Source organism: Wolbachia endosymbiont (group A) of Volucella bombylans (assembly GCF_964026965.1).
In the GTDB taxonomy this organism is placed as follows: Bacteria; Pseudomonadota; Alphaproteobacteria; order Rickettsiales; family Anaplasmataceae; genus Wolbachia; species Wolbachia pipientis.
Map to the genome: position 1 here is coordinate 336,422 of NZ_OZ034717.1, position 18,529 is coordinate 354,950.

The following is an 18,529-nucleotide window of genomic DNA, read 5'->3' on the forward strand; positions in this document are numbered from 1 at the left end:
ACAAAAAAACTTAATGTATTTGGCGTAAATCATGCTTAATTTTTTGCACTATGTGCACCTCATGTCTTTATCAAATTTCTAGCTACACAAGCTGAAATACGCTATTTAAAACATCAAAAAACGCCAACTTAAAAAATGGATAGTGAATAATTAGCTACCCTAGGGTTTCTTTGCCTTTTTTTCTGTTTAGTAAATTTCTTAACGTTTATAATTTAGATTAGTTGCGGCTTAAAAGCGGCTGAGTCACGGTTATTAAGCGTTTAGAATAAAAAAACGCCATACTTGAAAGTATAATGTAAGTAACTAGCCAACCATCGGGCTTTTTTTGCCTTTTTTTTCGCTTGGTAAATTTTTTAATACTTAGATTAGTTGCAATTTAAGAGACCAGAAATGGTCAGTGCTTGGCACTGGAATAACGTCCTCCTTTGTTATCCCAGTGCCCAGACACTGGGATCCAGGAAACTTAATTGCAAGTAATGCATTAGATTTGGTGAGTATGGGTTTTATGTTATAGAATGAAACACTTTTGGTGAATTTGTAAAGAAAACTGGATCCCAGTGTTTGGGCACTGGGATGACACCATTCTTTTTCCTGGATTCCAGACTGGAATGACACCATTTGTTGTGTTTAACAAAGTTCGTACTTAGCTTCATATTAGCCGTAAATATTTAAGAAATTTACCAAACGAAAAAAAAGGCAAAAGAAGCCCTGGGGTTATTATCCGCTTTAAAATATTGGCGTTTTTTATGTTTTAAACGCTTGACAAGCGAAATTCAGCTGCTTTTAATTGCAACTAACTTACGCTGCAAATGTTTAAGAAATTTACTAAGCAGAAAAAAAGACAAAGAATCCCCGAGTTAGCTAGTCTTTTACTATCTCTGTCGAGTATTGGCATTTTTTGATGTCTTGTAACGCTTTATAAGCGCGTTCAGCTTATTTAGATAAAAATCTAGATGTAGATGAAGTTTTGTAAAGACATACAGTATCTATATACTGCAAAAAATTGAACATAAGACGCCGATACATTAAGTAATCCTTACCTTTTAATCTGCAGATTGGCGAAAGCAAATACAATAGCTTCACTATCATGATAAGTGGGCTGGCGAAGGGTGTCAAGTAAGTTTTTTCGTTTCTATTTCCAATAAAAGTTCGTTATATGGTTATGCAAGAAGTCTAATGAATCGCGGCATGACGTCTTAGCTATAGATGCTGGTCTGTGTGATTTCAAGAGAAGCTTAGTAGATAAGTTGTGTTTTAAACCAGATTCGGTATTTTAAACTGAACATTTTCAATAATACCACCTGGCATAACTGAAATTTTTACACTCAGGTTTACTTTTAGGTAGTCCATTAATTCATCAACCAATATGTCAGGAGCGGAAGCACCTGCAGTGATTCCTATCTTTTCTACGCCCTGGAACCAGCTTTTATTTACACATCTGTAATTATCAATCAAGTAGGCTCTTTTTCCTCTAGCAGTGCACAGATCTAATAAGCGGTTTGAATTTGAGCTATTTTTACTTCCTACAACTAATACCATGTCTACAATTTCAGCTAGCTTTTTAACAGCATTTTGTCTGTTTTGCGTTGCATAGCATATGTCCTTTAAATCTGGACCTGTTATGCCTGGAAACCTTAATTTCAAGGCAGCAATAATGTCACGGGTATCGTCGATGCTTAACGTAGTTTGTGTAACATAAGACAAATTATCTGGATCTTTAACCTTTAAATCATATACATCCTGCAAAGTTTGCACTAAAGTGATAGGATTGTTTACTCTTCCCCTAATTCCCTTAACTTCTGGATGGTTTTCATGCCCAATGAGAATTAATTCTTTACCACTGTTTTCATACCTTTTTGCTTCTTTATGCACTTTGTTGACTAAAGGACATGTTGCATCAATCACTTGAATAACCTTTCTTTTTGCCTCATCTTCTATATTTTTTGATACTCCGTGCGCGCTGAAGATCAGTATTCCTTCATTATCTTCAATTTCCTCGATACTGCTTACAAAAACCACTCCTTGTTTCTTAAAGTCCTCTACTATATATTTATTGTGAACAATTTCGTGTAGCACATAAACTTGGCGCTCGTTTTTGTATTTTTCTAAAGTAATAGCTAATATGTCCACAGCTCTTTTTACCCCGGCACAAAAACCTCGTGGTTCAGCTAAGATGATTTCCATTTTTGTCAAATCAAGTAAATATGCAAGCATTACTTAAAAATAAGCTCCGCTCACTGTGTTTTATAGTACCATTATTTATATTTTATATAATAATTATTTTTCGCATATTCTCTTTAACATTTGATCAACTTACTACTTCAGAAAATTTTAGAAAAGATAATATAGTACATAAACAACCTGATATTTTAGATAGAAATGGAGTGGTAATAGCAACAAATGTGCCCACAACATCACTATATATAGATGCAACCAAAGTAAAGAATCCGGAAAGTATAGCAGCACAACTGTGTTCTACTTTGCATGACCTCGAATACAAGAACTTATATAGAGTACTTACTTCAGAAAAGAAATTTGCTTGGATAAAGCGGCACTTGACTCCAAAAGAATTACTAGCGATCAAAAACGCTGGTGTACCAGGAGTAAATTTTTATGACGACATAAAGCGTATATATCCTCACAGTAATTTATTTTCACACGTGCTTGGTTATACTGACATAGATGGCAACGGTATTGCAGGAGTTGAGGCATATATAAGTAAAAACAAACAACATTCTGTTATCCAAGTACCTGATATACAGTTGTATGAATGTTGCAACTTGAAAGCAATTCCTGCACAACAATTCCCCACACAACAGATGGTGTCATCCCAGTGCGTGACACTGGGATCCAGATATAAAAATACTGACAAATTACGTGATGAACAACGGATTCCAGAAACATATGTCAAAAACAATGTTTGTGATGAAATTGCGCATAAAACTGGATTCCAGTGTCAGTGCACTGGAATGACACCAGACCAAGCTTCTGCACAATCTTCTGTCATCCGACAGGGATGGTCACGCTCTGCTGATCAATATGTTCAACTATCCTTAGATACACGAGTGCAAAGCATAGTGCATGAAGAGCTAACTAAAGCTGTAAGCAGATATCAGGCACTTGGCGGAGTAGGAATTGTTTTAAATGTGAGAAATAGTGAAGTCATCTCGATGGTCAGCCTACCTGATTTTAATCCCAACTTACAGAATAAGGCAGAAGACGTACAAAAGTTTAATCGCGCCAGTCTTGGGGTATATGAGATGGGGTCGGTATTAAAATACTTTACAATAGCCGCAGCGCTTGATGCGAACGCTACAAAAACTAGCGATTTATATGACGTATCAACACCAATCACCATTGGAAAGTATAAAATTCAGGATTTTCATAAATCTAAAATTCCAAAAATTACTGTGCAAGATATATTTGTAAAATCATCCAACATTGGTGCAGCAAAAATTGCAGTCAAACTAGGTATTGAAAAACAGGTAGAATACTTTAAAGCTATGAAGCTATTTTCTCCTTTGAAAATAGAAATACCAGAAAAATCCACACCGATAATCCCGGATAAATGGAGTGAAAACACTTTAATAACAGCATCTTATGGTTATGGCATAGCTGTAACTCCTATACATCTTGCACAAACTGCAGCAGCATTAATCAACAATGGGATATTTCATAACGCAACCTTGATGTTGAATAAAAGAAGTATAGGAGAGCAAATTATCTCAAGAAGAACTTCCAGGGAAATGAGAAAATTATTACGTGCAGCAGTAACAGATGGCACTGGCAGAAAAGCAAAAATAAAGGCATATTCAATAGGAGGAAAAACTGGATCGGCGGAAAAAGTTGTAGATGGTAAATATAGCAAAGATGCAAACATAGCATCATTTATAGGAGTGCTAACTATGCTTGACCCAAGGTACATAGTGCTAATTGCTATTGATGAGCCTCAAGGGATGCACCATACCGGGGGAGTAATTGCTGCGCCTATAGTAAGAAACATTATAAATAGAGTAGCACCTATACTAAATGTTACACCTGAGATGTAAAATTATGATTGCTTTACTATAATTTCAAATTTATCATTACCAAAATCCTTATTAATATACCAAGAACCATCATCTTTAGTTACAAATTCAAGACCTTTAAGGTCTTTTTTTATTGTCTTTCCATTTTGACCATCAATAGCGATATTAATATCGAATGTAATAATGTCTAGATTTATCATAGCTTCTTTCCCGCTGCACGAATTTAGACTGAACTTGCCTAACATGACATCATTAAAACTCACTTCCCCTGTATAGACATCACACTGACCGTCCACACAACACGTAGTTTCAATATAGAAAAGATCTGACATACAAAATACCTTAAAAAAAAGAACTAAACATATATGGCCACTACACCACACCGCTAACAAGTAGTAAAGCGTCGATAAACCTAAGTTACTTTAGCTACGTAGCCATAATACAGCTAGAAATGTAAAATTCAACAGTTAATTGTGTGATTAATAGAGAAGTCTTATTTAGTACACCTTATAGGAATGGCTGTTTAGTTTTTTTGTTAATCTTTTTTACCATGCTGTCAATCATATGCTTTATCCCTTGATATACAGAGTATGTACTTTCGTCGCTACGCATATAAGCAGAACAGGAAAATACATTATGTTCTTCGTCTTCTATTGATAACTCTGTATCGCATTTTATGTGCTCGCCGCCAAGCCTTTCTATCAACTGTTCTCTGTCATCTCCTATAGTTACCTTAACCTTACTTTCTTCTTTACCTATCTTGCTACTTAAAATTGAAACAATGATGGCTGGAGATATGCATATCGCTCCTATTGGCTTTTTTGTAACAAAAAATTCTGAAACTAATCTTTCAAATTCAGGCATTACTGTCACCATGTCTTTACTTTCAGCTAAGTCAGATAAATTTTTCGCAACCCCGTATCCACCAGGTACAACTAGCATGTCAAAATTTTCAGCTTTGGCTTCTTTTAAGTCATATATTTCGCCTCTTGCGATTCTTGCTGCTTCCACAAGTACATTCCTTTTTTCTTTTGTTGCCTCTTTTGTTCTATGATTCATAACTTGTGTGATATTGATATCAGGTGCAAAGCATTTAACATCCACTTCCTGCTGATCAAGCACAAGCAAACTTAAAACCGCTTCTCTTACCTCTGCACCGTCAAGGTGACCACACCCTGATAAGACCACAGCAGCTTTTAATTTTTTTTCACCCATAAAGTACCTTGATTTCATATAATCTAGATATTTTAATACAAATTCTATATTTGGAAAGGGGTATGTTATATCAATTATAATATAATTAATGATTAGTATGTATAATTAGGCATATTTATAATCAACGAAGCTGAATATGGAATCTAGCAATAGTATGTTTTTTGACACTGACTATCCAGAACTAAGAAAAGCTATTTCAGATATAATAGAAAGTATTGCACAATCCTCACAAGAGGGGAAAAAAGAGTTATTTACAACCCTATCAGAACAAGTTAAAGGGATGAACCTCAAAGATTTAGGTTTAGCGATTAATGACCAAGGCTTGCAAAAGGAAGTAAATAAAGAATTATTTATAAAACTCATTGAAGAAGCACTTAAAGGGTTAACTTCTGAAAACGTTGACTCAAAAATAATAGAAGAGGCGTTAAAATCTGTTAATCAGCAAGCAATAAGTAATGTTATAAATAATAATAAAGGTCCGCTGGACAATCTAGTCAATTATTTTAAATCAGCATCTGCAAATGAAAAAATAGGAATAGCTTCTGCTGGAATGGTATTAGGAGCAGCATTTTCTCCGCTTATTGTGCTTGCTACATTAATAGCGCTTGTAGCTATTGGAGCACGTTATGTAGGAATAGGTATAGGAAAGGCAGGGGAAAAAATAAAAGAAGGTGCGATTGAAACAGGAAAAGCAGTAAAAAGTTCATATAAGGATTTAATAGATAAATTACCTACGATTCAAGACAGAGAGAATAACTTTAGTAGATTAAGAACAAACGTGCTTGAAACTATTGCAAACATTAGTCTTAAAGATAACGAAGGCGTTGACGCTAAAAAAGGTTTTGATGATGGGAAAAAAATATTAGAAATGCTTCAAAATGAAAGGCAGCGATCTGCTATACAAGAGTTAGTAAAGAATGGAACCATTCAAAATTTTTCAGAAGATGATATGAGCAGACTTCTGGAAAAGGGCCTCAGTACTCATGTAGCAGATATGAAAGCACTTAATGATCTTATAAATAAATTTCAACCTGCAATTATGGCTATTGGTAACGGTAAAATAGAAGATGTAGAACAAAAAGTTAATGAGAAAGCTCAGGAAATGGAGCCAGATTCTCAATTAGGTGATTCAAGTACTGAACGAGTGAGTGAAGAAGAAAATAAAACCCTCTGATGGCTTGGGGAGGGAATGGGAAAGATAGGGATCTACTCCTTTCTATCCACTTTCTTGAGCAATCCACTTCCACATCTAACACACATCTCAGTGATTATAATATCCAATTTTTGATCATGTTTTTCTACAGGTAAATCTTTACAATATTGTTTCTCATAGGCTACACCTATAAATATTTTTCCAAGTGGCCGCAGTTTTTCTATCATTGTATCATACCAACCACCGCCAAAACCTAATCTATTAAAATGATCATCAAAAGCAATAACAGGAGTAATGATTGTGTCGGGAATTACATCTTCATTTGTTTCGTTCCATTCCTCAAATTTTAGTAACTTATTTTTATTAGGAATTGCTACTTTATAATCTAAATCGAGTAAACTATGCATCAAAGGCACAACATCTATTTCCTCATCCATTGGAATGTAAGCTGCTATTGTTTTGCCTTTAACGTAGCTTAAGTTCTGATTAAAGAGATTAATAAGGGAATTTGCCGCATAACTGGAATAACTTTCATCAATATCTTTTCTTATAGCTCTATATTGCTCTCTTATTTCCTTTTTGTGCTGTTTAATATCTTTGAACATGATCTATCCATTTTGCAGTAAGTTTTTCTTGTAAACTATTTTGCTTCAAGCGCTCACTTAAAAAGTCAAAGTCAACACACCCCATATCCTGGTCTTGATTACTGCAACTATAAACAAAACTCCTTTCTCCTGTTTTCGCATTTATATGTTGCTGCACACACTGAGCGCAGATTTCTTTCATCATACACTGCATAGGAGAATTAACTGATGATATCGCTATGTGGCCTGATTTCAGATATGGCTTTAAAATTGTTTTTCTAGCTTCATTCACAGCTTTCATCATTTTGTCAGAACCAATAGTGATAATTTTATCTATAACGTTCAAATTAATACCTAATCTTCCTTGTTGATAAGAGACTATTGCATCAACTATATTACCATGAAAGGATTTATCTTGATCTCTGCTTGTTTCTATCAATCCTTCTTCACATGCCCAAACTACTGCATTTGATGCACGCTCTATCAGTGCTCGTTTAAATACATCACTTAACTTCTTATAGCCAGCAAAGTACAAAACCTTGTTATTATTTTCAAGACATGCCTTCCCTATCGAAAATAACACTGCATTTCCAACTCCACCACCAATTAGCATTATATTCTTCATGTGCTATTTTAACTGCATTTGTTCAAATTTTTTGAAATTTTATAGAACAAAGTAATTTATATAGTTCTATACACAAAGACAAGGACACTCTCTGACTTCAACTATACCGATAACTGATAGCTGCATTTTTACGCATATCATCTAATAACAAGTTGCTTTGTATCATAATCTTTTGTTGGTACATTTTCTGTTTGATTGCTTCTATACCCGCTACATTACTCTTGATATCACACAACATCATCAACTTTGCAGTGCCATTTTCTCTCAATTCTACTATTTCATTCACACTTGTTTTACTAAATAAAATCTGTAAATCAGGATTTAAATCTCGCATTTTTATTTCAAATTCCTTTGCGTTTGGCAACTTAAAATTATCTGCCAATTTATCAAAATTTAAACAATTAACTTTTTGCTCCTTGAGATTATCTAATAAACTTTCTGAACCTTCAACCACAATCTGTTTTAATTTTAAAGTGCTTTCCAGCAGTGCATGATTAAGTTGTACTTTATCTATTACTTTTATAACAGAGTAACCTTCACTAAAACTGAATGGACCTGCTATGTCGCTGGTTTCTAATCCTTCTAAAACGCTCTTGAGTTTTCCTTTTAGCTGACTTAAATTAACTGTTGCTTTACGCATCTTTATTGGAGATTCTGGGTTATTACTGTTGCGTAATTTTTTTACTAAATCTTCAGCTATACCATAAACGTCCTTGTCTTTTTGATCAGGAATTATAAACTCTTGGAACGTGATAAGATAATCCGGCTTTTCTGTTTGCCTTTTTACATCATCTACTTCTTTATCGCTTATATTAATAAATGGCACAATTCTTACTTCAATAATTTTGCTCCACAGTAACTGACATTTTATTTGTTTTCTTAAAATACCAAGATCTATATTATGCTTCTCTATGTATTGATCAACTTCATTAGCCTTAAGTTTAAAACTTTGGGTTAAAAATAACATAATAGCATTATCTAACTCCTCGTTGCTCAATTTTATATTCAGCCTCTGTGCTTCATTGATAATGATAATTTCGTCTATTAGCTCCCTAAGCACTTGAGGCTTTGCTTCTTTTTGATTAACACTTTGAGTGCCAAACAATGAATTTATAAAGTTGATGCGTTTTTCGATATCTAAATTTGAAATTGGTTCACCATTTACATCTGCAACAATTTCAATCTCGGTTGCAAGCAACCTAAGTGGCAACACTATCAACAGTAAGATTAGTATTTTATACATACAAGTAAAGTTGTTTAGTTAATAACCAATTCTATAATAAATACTGAGTCAATGCTAGCCAACTTTTTAATAGTGATCTCAGTGACAATGGAAATAAAAACCATTGCAACAAAATCAGGTACGCTGGTAAATAGGCTAAAAACATGCTAATATAGCGAATTTAGACCGTGCTCAAAACAGTATACGGAAGGAGAGGGATTCGAACCCTCGATACGACTTTTGGGTCGTATAACGGTTTAGCAAACCGCCGCCTTCAGCCGCTCGGCCACCCTTCCAAATTTAGAACCTAAAGATTATATAATACCAAGACCTCTACCGCCTGTCTAATGCTTTTAATTGCAATATTTGTATCTGTTCAGATGCATGGCTAATGCTGAAACAAAAATTCCAGTGCTCCCTTTCTTGTCATCCCAGTGCCCAGACACTGGGATCCAGGATTTTGATTAGCACTAAGTTGGTGAGCATATAAGTGTTATGTTAAAATATAACGTTTTTACGGAAAGTCTGGATCCCAGTGGGCTTTGTTGCATCGCTACTTATGAAAGGCTAACTATAATTAGGATTATAAGCAACCTATTGAAAATCTTGTTTTTTTGCAATCAATCTGATCAAATTTAAGAATAGTAATTTGTTATTTATATTAATAAATTTAATTCTATTGAAAATAGCTAAAGCATTGAAATTCTTGAATTTTAGCCAGATTAGTGAGTGGTAGTGAAATTTCTTTTACTCAAATTTAGGTATTCATTGACCGTTCTTGTTATAAATACCAGAATAATAAGCTACTGATATTCCCTATCTTTTTTATCTTTAATCCATCATAGCTAGCGATGCAACAAAGCCATCCCAGTGTCAAGCACTGGGATGACATCGTTTACTATGTGCCATATTGCAATGTTCGTACAGTTGTGGGCGGTATCTCATCAGCTAACACGTAGCGGAATGACGAATTTGTTGTTTTTCAAATCGTAGAGCCACTTTAGCTATAAATCAACAAAAACTAATTTCCGCTTTTAATAGAGCTTGCAACAATTTGTTTTGCTTCTTCTACACCAACCCATTCTCCAACTGCTACTGTTTTTCCCTTTTCTAGATCTTTATAATGAGAAAAGAAATGAGTAATTTTATCTAGTAGATTTTTAGATAAATCAGAATAGTTCTTTATATTGTCATAATAGCTATCAACACTGGAAACAGGCACTGCTAATATTTTCTCATCTTCTCCTTTTTCATCTTTAGTGAGTAATGCGCCTATTGGACGTACCGATATTAAAACACTAGATGCTAAGGGAAATTGAGTTAGCACCAAAACATCCACAGGGTCACCATCACCTGCGCAGGTATTTGGTATAAATCCATAATTGCAAGGATAAGTCATTGAGGTAGATAAAAATCTGTCAACTTGTAACAACCCAAGCTCTTTATTAAATTCATACTTTACAGGCTCAGCATTTGCACTTATTTCAATTACCACATTCACCGCATTTGGTCCCGCTGTTATTTTACTTAAATCCATAAATTACCTCTTAACTTAAGAATAAGCATTATACAATATGTGCTTTTAAGTTGCTACATTTATGTAGTTCTAAGCTTATTTTGCATGGAGCGGTTCTAATTTTTTATTCTGCACATCATCGACTGTTGAAAGTGGTGGTTTCTGTGATAATTGAAATAAAGCATATACTATTACAATAGTAAGCACCGCACCAACTATCAGGTTAGTAAGGTTGTCTTGTGGCAAAACATTTTTTATTGAGTTGAACAATTTTTGCTCCATAAAGAAATAATCAGCAACATATAACCCAACAGATAATACAAACATACCTAAAATAAGTTTACAGACTGTGTTTTTATGGTCCTTTTCTTTTTTCTTGCTGACAATGAGATCTGGCCTATATTCATTCTCTTCTGGCAACACTGAGTAGTATATATTCTCAGGGCTCGTTATTAATTGTTCAAATTCATCACTATTTTGGTTTTTTAACAGTTGCTCTAGGGTGTTTTTTGTATTTATAGGACATATTAATCCATTCATTTTCAATTCTTCCTCTTGCCAATCCATATTTTCACAGTCGGCTGTATATTTGATGGTTCCATCTCTACTTAGTAACTCGATTTTGCTTAACATTTGTGATAATCTCACAATGTAATCAAAATACAGTGGTGTATTGATCATTTTAGCTTTCTCATTAATATATTGATTAAGCGATAAAATATCATTATCTTTGGTATGTATAGAAAATATGCCATAACTAGAAAATAGTAATGCTATATCTTTATCTACTTTTATATTGTGGATAGAATAATAGTGATCGATTACTTCTTTACATAAGCTAAATTCTTTATCAAATTCATTTGCATAATTTATCTTTAGTAACTTTTTAACATTATTAAGTACTTGTTTCTCAAAATCATTATTATTGTTAAATAAAGTTTTGCCTTTTGGATTCGCTAAAATATTAAGAAGCTTTAATTTTTTTTGATCTTCTGTTGATTGCTCACCACTAATTATTGAACTTAACTGTTCCTCTAATTCACCCTTGCTAACTGACATATATATCTTGTCGATTACTTCTTGAGTATTGAGCTGAACATTTTCTATAAGAATTCTATAAGCTTGAGCATAAATTAAGAATAGCCCTTGTAGACTAAACTTTAAGTTAAAATACTTATCTAATGGTTCTTTTTCTTTTCCAATGAATTCAGGCAAACCAAAATGATTTCTATGATCTCTCCATTTTAATCCAGCATGTTGATAACTGCCCCAACGAATAAACAAAGCCTCTAATAAATTGCCCTTGCCAACAATTTTTATTAATTCTTCAACTTCTTTAACCATTGCTAAAACCTATAATGTTCTACTTTATAGTATAAGGGATACATGGCAAAATAGCAATAAATGTTATTAGACTTCTTGCATAACCCAAACTAAGTAGAAAAAGGTATAGCTATACCGCCGCGGTATCTCAGCCACTAACAAGAGATCCCGCTAACACGCAGCGGGATGACGAGACTTATCTTTATGCCGCCGCGAACCGTCATACCGCGATTCATTCGCGGTATCTCTTAGCCGCTAACAAGCAGCGGGATGACGGTTGTCGTTTAGCTACAAACATTAAGAAATTTACCAAATGAAAAAAAAGGCAAAAGAAACCCTAGGGTAGCTAGTTATTCACTATCCATTTTTTAAGTTGGCGTTTTTTAATGTTTTAAATGCTTTATAAGCGTATTTCAGCTTGTGTAGGTAAAAACCCAGAAATTTGATAAAGACATAGAGTGCACATAGTGCAAAAAATTAAACATGAGACGCCAGATACGTGAGTTTTTTTGTCATTTAATCTGTACAGAGAAGATAAATAAATAGCTTCAGTTTCATGATAAGGGGGCTGGCGGAGTTTGTCAAGCAAGTTTTTTTGTTTCTATTCCCAATGTTATATGGTTATGCAAGAAGTCTATTGTATGTTTACACTCTGCATTAAAGCTTTTAGTTAAGAGCATATCCATCCACCGCCGATAACTTGCTCATCTTTATACGCTACACAGGCTTGACCTGGACTGATGCCAAAGTAATCGTCGTTTAAAATGACACAGGCTTTATTTTTTTCGTCAGTTGAATGTATTATTGCTAAACTTCCCGCATGTGATGATCTCAGCTTCACAGTTACTTCCATACCTTCCTTTGGTTGTTCTAACCAATTTAACTCCTTGATCAATATTTTTTTTTGCATTAATACGTTGATCGGACCTACTATAACCTCATTATTTTCTGTATTAATTTTTATCACATAAAGAGGTTCATTGTGTGCGATACCCAAGCCCTTTCTTTGCCCCACTGTAAAATTTACTATGCCACTGTGCTCGCCTAGCACTTTTCCATTAACATCCACTATTTTACCTTTCTGTACAGATTGTGGAGCTAATTTAGCTATTGTTTTACTATAGCTTTCGGAAACAAAGCATATATCTTGACTGTCCGGCTTTTCAGAAATTTGTAAGCTGAAATACTTTGCTAATTTTCTTATATCACTTTTATAGAACCCACCTAGTGGAAATCGCAAAAGCTTCAATTGCTCTTGAGTTGTAGCAAACAAAAAATAACTTTGATCTTTACTTTTATCAATGCTTCTGCACAACTTTACCTCACCATTTTTTTCTAACCTTCTCACGTAATGTCCTGTTACGAGCACATCCGCACCAAGATTTTTTGTAACTTGTAATAGATCACGAAATTTTACCGTTTGGTTACATCTCACGCATGGTATGGGAGTTTCCCCACGCATATAGGTACTCGCAAAATCCTCTATTACTTCCTTTTTGAATATTTCCTCATAGTTTAAAATATAGTGAGGAAAGCCAACACTTTCAGCTACACGCTTAGCGTCATAAATATCCTGTCCAGCGCAGCATGCACCCTTTCTTGCGTTAGCATTACCGTCAGTGCCATAGAGTTGAAGAGTCACACCTATCACCTGGTACCCAAGGTTATGTAGCAGTGCTGCAGCAACCGAGCTATCAACTCCCCCGGACATTGCAACAACAGCCTTAGTCTGGTGCGGAGTTTTATCTTTTAGCAGAGGTTCAATTTCAAATTCTTTTAGCATAACCGCCTTAATTTATAAACGCAAATCTTGTGTCATTCCAACATACAACTGTGCAAACGTTTTGATTTGGGGGCAATTTACATAGTAGATAATGTCATGAAAGTAGCTGACACTGGAATCTAGCTTCTATTACACAAATTCATTAAAACAGCATATTTATTTGTAATCAAGTTTCCTGGATCCCAGTGTTAGCTACTCGGATGACACCCTTTTCTGCTAGAAGTTGCCTTCAAATTACTTGGTGCATGACACTGGGATCTCATTTATATTACATAATTCCATCAAAACAATTCGATAAACTACCTTCAAAAATAATTTAATCTTGCTTGAATAAAACATGGCCAAAATAATCCATGTTTTCAAGCACTTTTCCACTACCTAAGGCAACACAACAAAGTGGGTCATCTGCAACACGAACCGGTAATTTTGTTGTTTCACTGATAACTTTACCTAGATTACGTAATAATCCACCACCACCGGATAAAACTATTCCTCTATCGACTATATCAGAAGAAAGTTCAGGTGGAGTGCTCTCCAGCGCAGTCTTAATAGCAGAAATTATCTGATGTACAGGCTCTATTAAACTCTCTGCAACTTGGTATTCTGATAAAAGCATTTCTTTTGGCATGCCACTCACTAAATCCCTGCCTTTAATTATCATTCCCTCTTTGTTATTTTCACCTGGCAGACTGGCTGAACCTATGCTTTTCTTAATTTTCTCAGCGGTTGTTTCACCGATTAATAACTTATGATTTTCACGAATATATGATTTTATTGCTTCATCCATAATATCGCCACCTACTCTGGCAGAACGTGAATAAACAATTCCGCCTAAAGAAATAATTGCAACTTCAGTTGTACCGCCTCCTATATCAACAATCATAGAACCCTCAGGTTCAGTAACCGGGAGCCCAGCTCCGATTGCTGCAGCCATTGGTTCTTCAATTAAAAATACTTCATTTGCACCAGCACTTTCTGCTGCATCTTGTATAGCACGCCTTTCAACTGGCGTGGATCCAGATGGAACGCATATGATAATATTAGGTTTATTAACAGTGAATTTTGTGTTTGCACTGCGTATGAAATATTTTAGCATTTCTTCCGCACTTTTAAAATCAGCAATAACTCCATCCTTTAAGGGCCTTATCGCCTCTATTTCTCCAGGCGTTTTTCCAAGCATCATTTTAGCTTTTTTACCAAAAGCATAAGGAACGTAGCTTCCTTTTTCTTTTATTCTTGCTACAACTGAAGGCTCATCAAGCACTATTCCCTGATTTTTCTGATAAACTAAAGTGTTTGCAGTGCCAAGATCTATAGCAATATCGCTAGCAAATAAACCTTTGAAAGTGAAAAGACTACAAAACTTTTCGGTTAATTTTCGAACAAAATTCATACGCAACTCAAGAAAATCATTTATTAAGACAAATTATACTTTCCAGATAAGTAGCTAATGCAGCACTCAACGTCTAAACCCTTACCTGTTACTTTTTTTAGCAGTTCCAGGCCACACTTTGCACTGTATATATTTTGAGATAACCAACTGATAAGTAAACTAAAATCTCCTTTTATTATAGCACTTAATGATTCGTAATGATTCTTTTTAACGCAAGAGAAAATCTGCACAGCAGCAATTAAAGCAATAATTTTTATAGGAAAGTAGCCCATAACACCGCTTGCCCAATATTCATCTTGAAAATAAGTGTTTAGCTCATTTTCAGCTTTTACTGGAATTTTATAGTGCTTCATACCTTCCAGCCACGCATCATGCAGGTCTTTGACTTCCAATGTACCATTTATTATATCTTGTTCTAACCTAGTTCTCAACATAATATGAGCTAACAGACTAAATTCATCTGCATTTTTTAAAAAAGAAGAAAGGTTTATTTCATTGAAAATCAAGTACAAATTTTCAACACTGCTAACTTTCTCGTTAGTTTTGCCTTTTATAGCAAATTTCTCTTTTATGTGTGGTTGAATAAACTCAATAAATTCTCTGGATGTTCCAATCATCCTTTCCATGAATAACCCTTGAGTTTCATACATAACATGTCTCGTAATTGGGCTACTTATAGAATTTTGCGCTAAACATTTTTGATAAATTGCATAACCACTATGCCGTAAAAGAGAAAATAAACCATAACAAAAGTCAGATTCATCATAATCTATAGGGTAGTAATAAGAAGTACGAACCTCATGCAGTGCGACACCCATTTGCTGTAAACATGACGAGCCAAGTTCAATCTGCTTCTGAGTAGCAACTTTTTTTATATTAGTAACCTTATCCTTTTTCTGCTTTTCAATTATTTTATCTACATTTCCACTAAAGAATTTGCCTACCTTGGGAAATATTTCCTTTATATTCTTTTCTGTGATATCAGAGTCATAGTCAGCAAGCAGTGAGTCGTATTTTGAGCATTTTAATTGCTGCGATTTTATAGAAGCTACTTCGCGAATGAGTTTGATTAAATCAGTAAAACGTTCTTTTAGTTTTTCCAAGTTACTGGCTTCAGAATTGGTTAGCCTCCATAAACTTTGGCATTCAACTTTAGCTTTGGACAAAGATTTTACTAAATCAATAGGAACAGCACTGTTGCTCTTATGTATTCTCTCTATTAACTTTAGCTGCTGAGTATTTGCACTTTTTTTGTTACCAAGAGCATCTGCTAATGATTCCTTTATTACGTCATGAGAGATAATTTCATGTCTGATTTCTTCTAGAAGGCTCATTTGTTCAACTTTGTCCTCTATATTCAATTGGCTTTGGTTTAGTACTTTTAGCGTATTTTCGATATTCTTTACCCTATATAATACTTCCTCTAAAAACTTATAAGATTGCATATTTGTTCATTATTTTAGAAAACATCTGTTTAATACCGTAACAGATTAATAATAAAGTTAAAAGTATATTTGCTTAAAGTACAATAAAAAATTGTACTTTTTATTCTTTTATTGGATTTTTCTACTCAGAGTCCAGCATATTATAGGAAAATTAATTGTAAGGTTGTAGAAAAAGTATTTAGTATTTTATTTCTCTTGACTATATTACAATATGGAGAGATATTAGCTACTGAAATTAAAGTTACGCACTATTTAAAATTTATGGAGGTTTAGTAATGTGGAGTAGACTGGTTATAATGTGCTGTTTTTGTTTATTACTTACTGGTGTAAGTTCTTGCCCAAAAAAAGGAGCAAATACAACAAATAAAATAAATTCTGTTGTTAAGCAGATAGGTGATAAAAGAGTTTTCTTTGGTTATGATGAATCTAGTATTGCTGAAGTAAGTGCAGATGCATTACTTGACGTAATGGAGGTGTTACAAGATAACCCTGACGCGAAGGTTACTTTAACTGGTCACACTGACAACCGTGGTTCTCATGAATATAATCTTGCGCTAGGTGCTAGAAGGGCAGATGCAGCTAAAAAATTTATGGTTAGTTGTACACCCTACATAGAAAACAGAATAAAAACTGCTTCTAAAGGTGAAACTGAGCCTTTGGTTAATGTAAAAGATGATTCTAGAAATTCTAAATATGAAAAAGAGCATGCTAAAAATCGTAGAGTGGAATTTTCATTTTCTGGAATAAAGAAATAGTTTCTTGCATTAAAACCTGGATCCCAGTGTCAAACACTGGGATGACATAAAGAAAGGGCACTGGGGTAGACAAAAAAGGACAAACTTGTCATATTTCGTTGCTTGTTAGCGGGATCTATATATACCACAAATAAGTCGCGGTATGACGTAAGAGATCTGACCTGTCTGGCCATCAAGATACATAATGGAATTAGAGTTATTATTTCAAAATGTGGTTAATAGTTTTGCTTTCTATAACAATCAAGTTGCAGTTGCAGTATCAGGTGGTGTAGATAGTATAGTCTTACTGCACTTAATGACTAACTGGGCAAAAAAAAACAAGCTTTCACTTCCTACAGCATTAACAGTAAATCATGGGTTACGTCCAGAGTCTCAAAAAGAAGCTGATTTTGTTGTAAGTTATGCAAAGGAACTTGGAGCAAAGGAATCGTTCATATTAAATTGGGAGAAGCAAAATATTAAAGGCAATATTCAGTTACAGGCACGAAAAGCACGGTATAAGTTACTAGCAGAGTGGTGTAAAAATAATAATGTTAAATATTTACTTGTTGCTCATCACAAAGATGATCAAGCAGAAACGTTCTTGTTAAGATTAGAGCGAGGTAGTGGCGTAGATGGATTATCATCAATGGACTACAAGTCTTTCCTAAATGGTATTTATATATTTAGGCCATTGTTAAATTTTAGTCGTAGTGAAATAGAAAAGTACGCTAAGCTTCATCGGTTAAAATGGATCGAAGATAGAAGCAACTATGACTTAAAATACAGGCGAACTTTATACCGTAACTTACTTAAAGCAAGTGATAATCAAGAGATTTTAACAGAGCGAATATGCCTCACAGCCCTTCATATGAAAAGAGCTGCAAAAGCGTTGATGCACTACACACGCCTTGCGTTTAATGACTGCGTTAATGTGCATGATCTTGGTTATATTGAAATTAAACTAAGTGAGTTTTATCAATTGCCAGAGGAAATAGCCTTGAGGCTTCTTCTTTACTCCATAATGGCAATTGCCAGTAAACATTATAAACCAAGGTACAACAGCCTTATCGTAATATTTAATAAAATATTGCAAAAGGATAGTAATGTTAACTGTACACTTTCTGGGTGTAAAATAAGAAAACATGGAGAAAATATCTTGATAATTAGAGAATCGTCAAAGATACAAGAAATTACCTTAAACCTACCTTTAAATGAATCTACTCAATGGGATAACAGATTTAGCTGCACAATACTCGGAAATCAAGAGTGTTCAGTTATCATCGCTCCATTAAAAAAAACACAAAAAGTTCCTGAATTTCTGAAGGATTACAACTGCTGCCCTGAAGTTTTCTATTCTTTGCCTGTAGTGCTAAAAGATGGAAAGGTGCTTGCTTATCCTGATGTAAATTATAACGGAAAAAATACCAATGACGATAAGGTTCAATGCATTATTAATAGCACGATAAAACAAAATTTGGTAAGCTTGATTAGTATTTAGTTAGAAA

Annotated in this window: 16 protein-coding genes and 1 tRNA gene; 4 read left to right on the plus strand and 13 right to left on the minus strand. The window is 34.3% G+C overall.

What is annotated here, in order from left to right; all coding sequences use genetic code 11:
* Positions 1–360: 360 nt before the first annotated feature.
* Both AAGD51_RS01755 and ispH read right to left on the minus strand, forming a co-directional pair.
* Positions 361–618 carry a hypothetical protein gene (locus AAGD51_RS01755; RefSeq protein WP_065095159.1) on the minus strand — a complete coding sequence of 86 codons (258 nt, stop codon included), beginning with the start codon at positions 616–618 and terminating at the stop codon, positions 361–363.
* A gap of 636 nt (positions 619–1,254) precedes the next feature.
* Positions 1,255–2,184, minus strand: a complete 930-nt coding sequence (gene ispH / locus AAGD51_RS01760; RefSeq protein WP_236515192.1) for a 4-hydroxy-3-methylbut-2-enyl diphosphate reductase — start codon at positions 2,182–2,184, stop codon at positions 1,255–1,257.
* A gap of 20 nt (positions 2,185–2,204) precedes the next feature.
* On the opposite strand from ispH, the gene AAGD51_RS01765 reads away from it, so the two are divergent.
* Positions 2,205–4,049, plus strand: a complete 1,845-nt coding sequence (locus AAGD51_RS01765) for a peptidoglycan D,D-transpeptidase FtsI family protein (protein WP_077188445.1) — start codon at positions 2,205–2,207, stop codon at positions 4,047–4,049.
* A 2-nt stretch (positions 4,050–4,051) separates the two neighbouring features.
* Here AAGD51_RS01765 and AAGD51_RS01770 read toward each other — a convergent pair whose 3' ends face one another.
* Both AAGD51_RS01770 and elbB read right to left on the minus strand, forming a co-directional pair.
* The gene (locus AAGD51_RS01770) at positions 4,052–4,360 is read right to left on the minus strand and encodes a hypothetical protein (RefSeq protein ID WP_039963709.1); all 309 of its coding nucleotides are present in this window, start codon (positions 4,358–4,360) and stop codon (positions 4,052–4,054) included.
* Positions 4,361–4,535: 175 nt separating this feature from the next.
* Complete coding sequence (elbB, locus tag AAGD51_RS01775) at positions 4,536–5,243, minus strand: isoprenoid biosynthesis glyoxalase ElbB (protein WP_022626165.1); 708 nt, start codon at positions 5,241–5,243, stop codon at positions 4,536–4,538.
* A gap of 136 nt (positions 5,244–5,379) precedes the next feature.
* Here elbB and AAGD51_RS01780 point away from each other — a divergent pair, with 136 nt between their 5' ends.
* Positions 5,380–6,417: a hypothetical protein gene (locus AAGD51_RS01780; protein WP_077188444.1), complete on the plus strand. Its 1,038-nt coding sequence runs from the start codon at positions 5,380–5,382 to the stop codon at positions 6,415–6,417.
* Positions 6,418–6,449: 32 nt separating this feature from the next.
* On the opposite strand, the gene AAGD51_RS01785 is transcribed toward AAGD51_RS01780, so the two are convergent.
* The 9 genes from AAGD51_RS01785 to AAGD51_RS01825 all read right to left on the minus strand — a co-directional run bounded on the left by AAGD51_RS01785 (position 6,450) and on the right by AAGD51_RS01825 (position 16,287).
* The gene (locus tag AAGD51_RS01785) at positions 6,450–7,001 is read right to left on the minus strand and encodes a 5-formyltetrahydrofolate cyclo-ligase (RefSeq protein ID WP_077188443.1); all 552 of its coding nucleotides are present in this window, start codon (positions 6,999–7,001) and stop codon (positions 6,450–6,452) included.
* Complete coding sequence (locus tag AAGD51_RS01790; RefSeq protein ID WP_006279429.1) at positions 6,985–7,605, minus strand: hypothetical protein; 621 nt, start codon at positions 7,603–7,605, stop codon at positions 6,985–6,987. The genes AAGD51_RS01785 and AAGD51_RS01790 overlap by 17 nt, the downstream gene beginning before the upstream one ends.
* A 97-nt stretch (positions 7,606–7,702) precedes the next feature.
* Entirely contained in the window at positions 7,703–8,848 is a 1,146-nt protein-coding gene (locus tag AAGD51_RS01795; RefSeq protein ID WP_077190587.1) for a SurA N-terminal domain-containing protein, read from the minus strand.
* A gap of 184 nt (positions 8,849–9,032) precedes the next feature.
* Positions 9,033–9,123: transfer RNA gene (locus tag AAGD51_RS01800), tRNA-Ser, on the minus strand.
* 725 nt (positions 9,124–9,848) lie between these two features.
* Positions 9,849–10,364, minus strand: a complete 516-nt coding sequence (gene ppa / locus AAGD51_RS01805) for an inorganic diphosphatase (RefSeq protein WP_077188435.1) — start codon at positions 10,362–10,364, stop codon at positions 9,849–9,851.
* A gap of 75 nt (positions 10,365–10,439) precedes the next feature.
* Complete coding sequence (locus AAGD51_RS01810; RefSeq protein ID WP_236514314.1) at positions 10,440–11,687, minus strand: hypothetical protein; 1,248 nt, start codon at positions 11,685–11,687, stop codon at positions 10,440–10,442.
* Positions 11,688–12,336: 649 nt separating this feature from the next.
* Positions 12,337–13,449, minus strand: coding sequence for a tRNA 2-thiouridine(34) synthase MnmA (gene mnmA / locus AAGD51_RS01815; protein WP_341810479.1), 1,113 nt, complete (start codon positions 13,447–13,449; stop codon positions 12,337–12,339).
* A 316-nt stretch (positions 13,450–13,765) separates the two neighbouring features.
* Positions 13,766–14,842, minus strand: coding sequence for a rod shape-determining protein (locus tag AAGD51_RS01820; RefSeq protein ID WP_236514315.1), 1,077 nt, complete (start codon positions 14,840–14,842; stop codon positions 13,766–13,768).
* Positions 14,843–14,865: 23 nt separating this feature from the next.
* Positions 14,866–16,287 carry a carboxypeptidase gene (locus tag AAGD51_RS01825; protein ID WP_341810480.1) on the minus strand — a complete coding sequence of 474 codons (1,422 nt, stop codon included), beginning with the start codon at positions 16,285–16,287 and terminating at the stop codon, positions 14,866–14,868.
* A gap of 275 nt (positions 16,288–16,562) precedes the next feature.
* Here AAGD51_RS01825 and AAGD51_RS01830 point away from each other — a divergent pair, with 275 nt between their 5' ends.
* Positions 16,563–17,042 (plus strand): OmpA family protein, encoded by a 480-nt coding sequence (locus tag AAGD51_RS01830; RefSeq protein ID WP_010081889.1) that lies wholly within the window; start codon positions 16,563–16,565, stop codon positions 17,040–17,042.
* A gap of 184 nt (positions 17,043–17,226) precedes the next feature.
* Positions 17,227–18,522, plus strand: coding sequence for a tRNA lysidine(34) synthetase TilS (gene tilS / locus AAGD51_RS01835; protein WP_236514317.1), 1,296 nt, complete (start codon positions 17,227–17,229; stop codon positions 18,520–18,522).
* Positions 18,523–18,529 lie beyond the last annotated feature (7 nt).

Bases quoted from the DNA above. Each gene is read 5' to 3' on its own strand.
- AAGD51_RS01755 (WP_065095159.1), bottom strand. From the start codon at position 618: ATGGTGTCATTCCAGTCTGGAATCCAGGAAAAAGAATGGTGTCATCCC.
- ispH (WP_236515192.1), bottom strand. From the start codon at position 2,184: ATGGAAATCATCTTAGCTGAACCACGAGGTTTTTGTGCCGGGGTAAAA.
- AAGD51_RS01765 (WP_077188445.1), top strand. From the start codon at position 2,205: ATGCAAGCATTACTTAAAAATAAGCTCCGCTCACTGTGTTTTATAGTA.
- AAGD51_RS01770 (WP_039963709.1), bottom strand. From the start codon at position 4,360: ATGTCAGATCTTTTCTATATTGAAACTACGTGTTGTGTGGACGGTCAG.
- elbB (WP_022626165.1), bottom strand. From the start codon at position 5,243: ATGGGTGAAAAAAAATTAAAAGCTGCTGTGGTCTTATCAGGGTGTGGT.
- AAGD51_RS01780 (WP_077188444.1), top strand. From the start codon at position 5,380: ATGGAATCTAGCAATAGTATGTTTTTTGACACTGACTATCCAGAACTA.
- AAGD51_RS01785 (WP_077188443.1), bottom strand. From the start codon at position 7,001: ATGTTCAAAGATATTAAACAGCACAAAAAGGAAATAAGAGAGCAATAT.
- AAGD51_RS01790 (WP_006279429.1), bottom strand. From the start codon at position 7,605: ATGAAGAATATAATGCTAATTGGTGGTGGAGTTGGAAATGCAGTGTTA.
- AAGD51_RS01795 (WP_077190587.1), bottom strand. From the start codon at position 8,848: ATGTATAAAATACTAATCTTACTGTTGATAGTGTTGCCACTTAGGTTG.
- ppa (WP_077188435.1), bottom strand. From the start codon at position 10,364: ATGGATTTAAGTAAAATAACAGCGGGACCAAATGCGGTGAATGTGGTA.
- AAGD51_RS01810 (WP_236514314.1), bottom strand. From the start codon at position 11,687: ATGGTTAAAGAAGTTGAAGAATTAATAAAAATTGTTGGCAAGGGCAAT.
- mnmA (WP_341810479.1), bottom strand. From the start codon at position 13,449: ATGCTAAAAGAATTTGAAATTGAACCTCTGCTAAAAGATAAAACTCCG.
- AAGD51_RS01820 (WP_236514315.1), bottom strand. From the start codon at position 14,842: ATGAATTTTGTTCGAAAATTAACCGAAAAGTTTTGTAGTCTTTTCACT.
- AAGD51_RS01825 (WP_341810480.1), bottom strand. From the start codon at position 16,287: ATGCAATCTTATAAGTTTTTAGAGGAAGTATTATATAGGGTAAAGAAT.
- AAGD51_RS01830 (WP_010081889.1), top strand. From the start codon at position 16,563: ATGTGGAGTAGACTGGTTATAATGTGCTGTTTTTGTTTATTACTTACT.
- tilS (WP_236514317.1), top strand. From the start codon at position 17,227: ATGGAATTAGAGTTATTATTTCAAAATGTGGTTAATAGTTTTGCTTTC.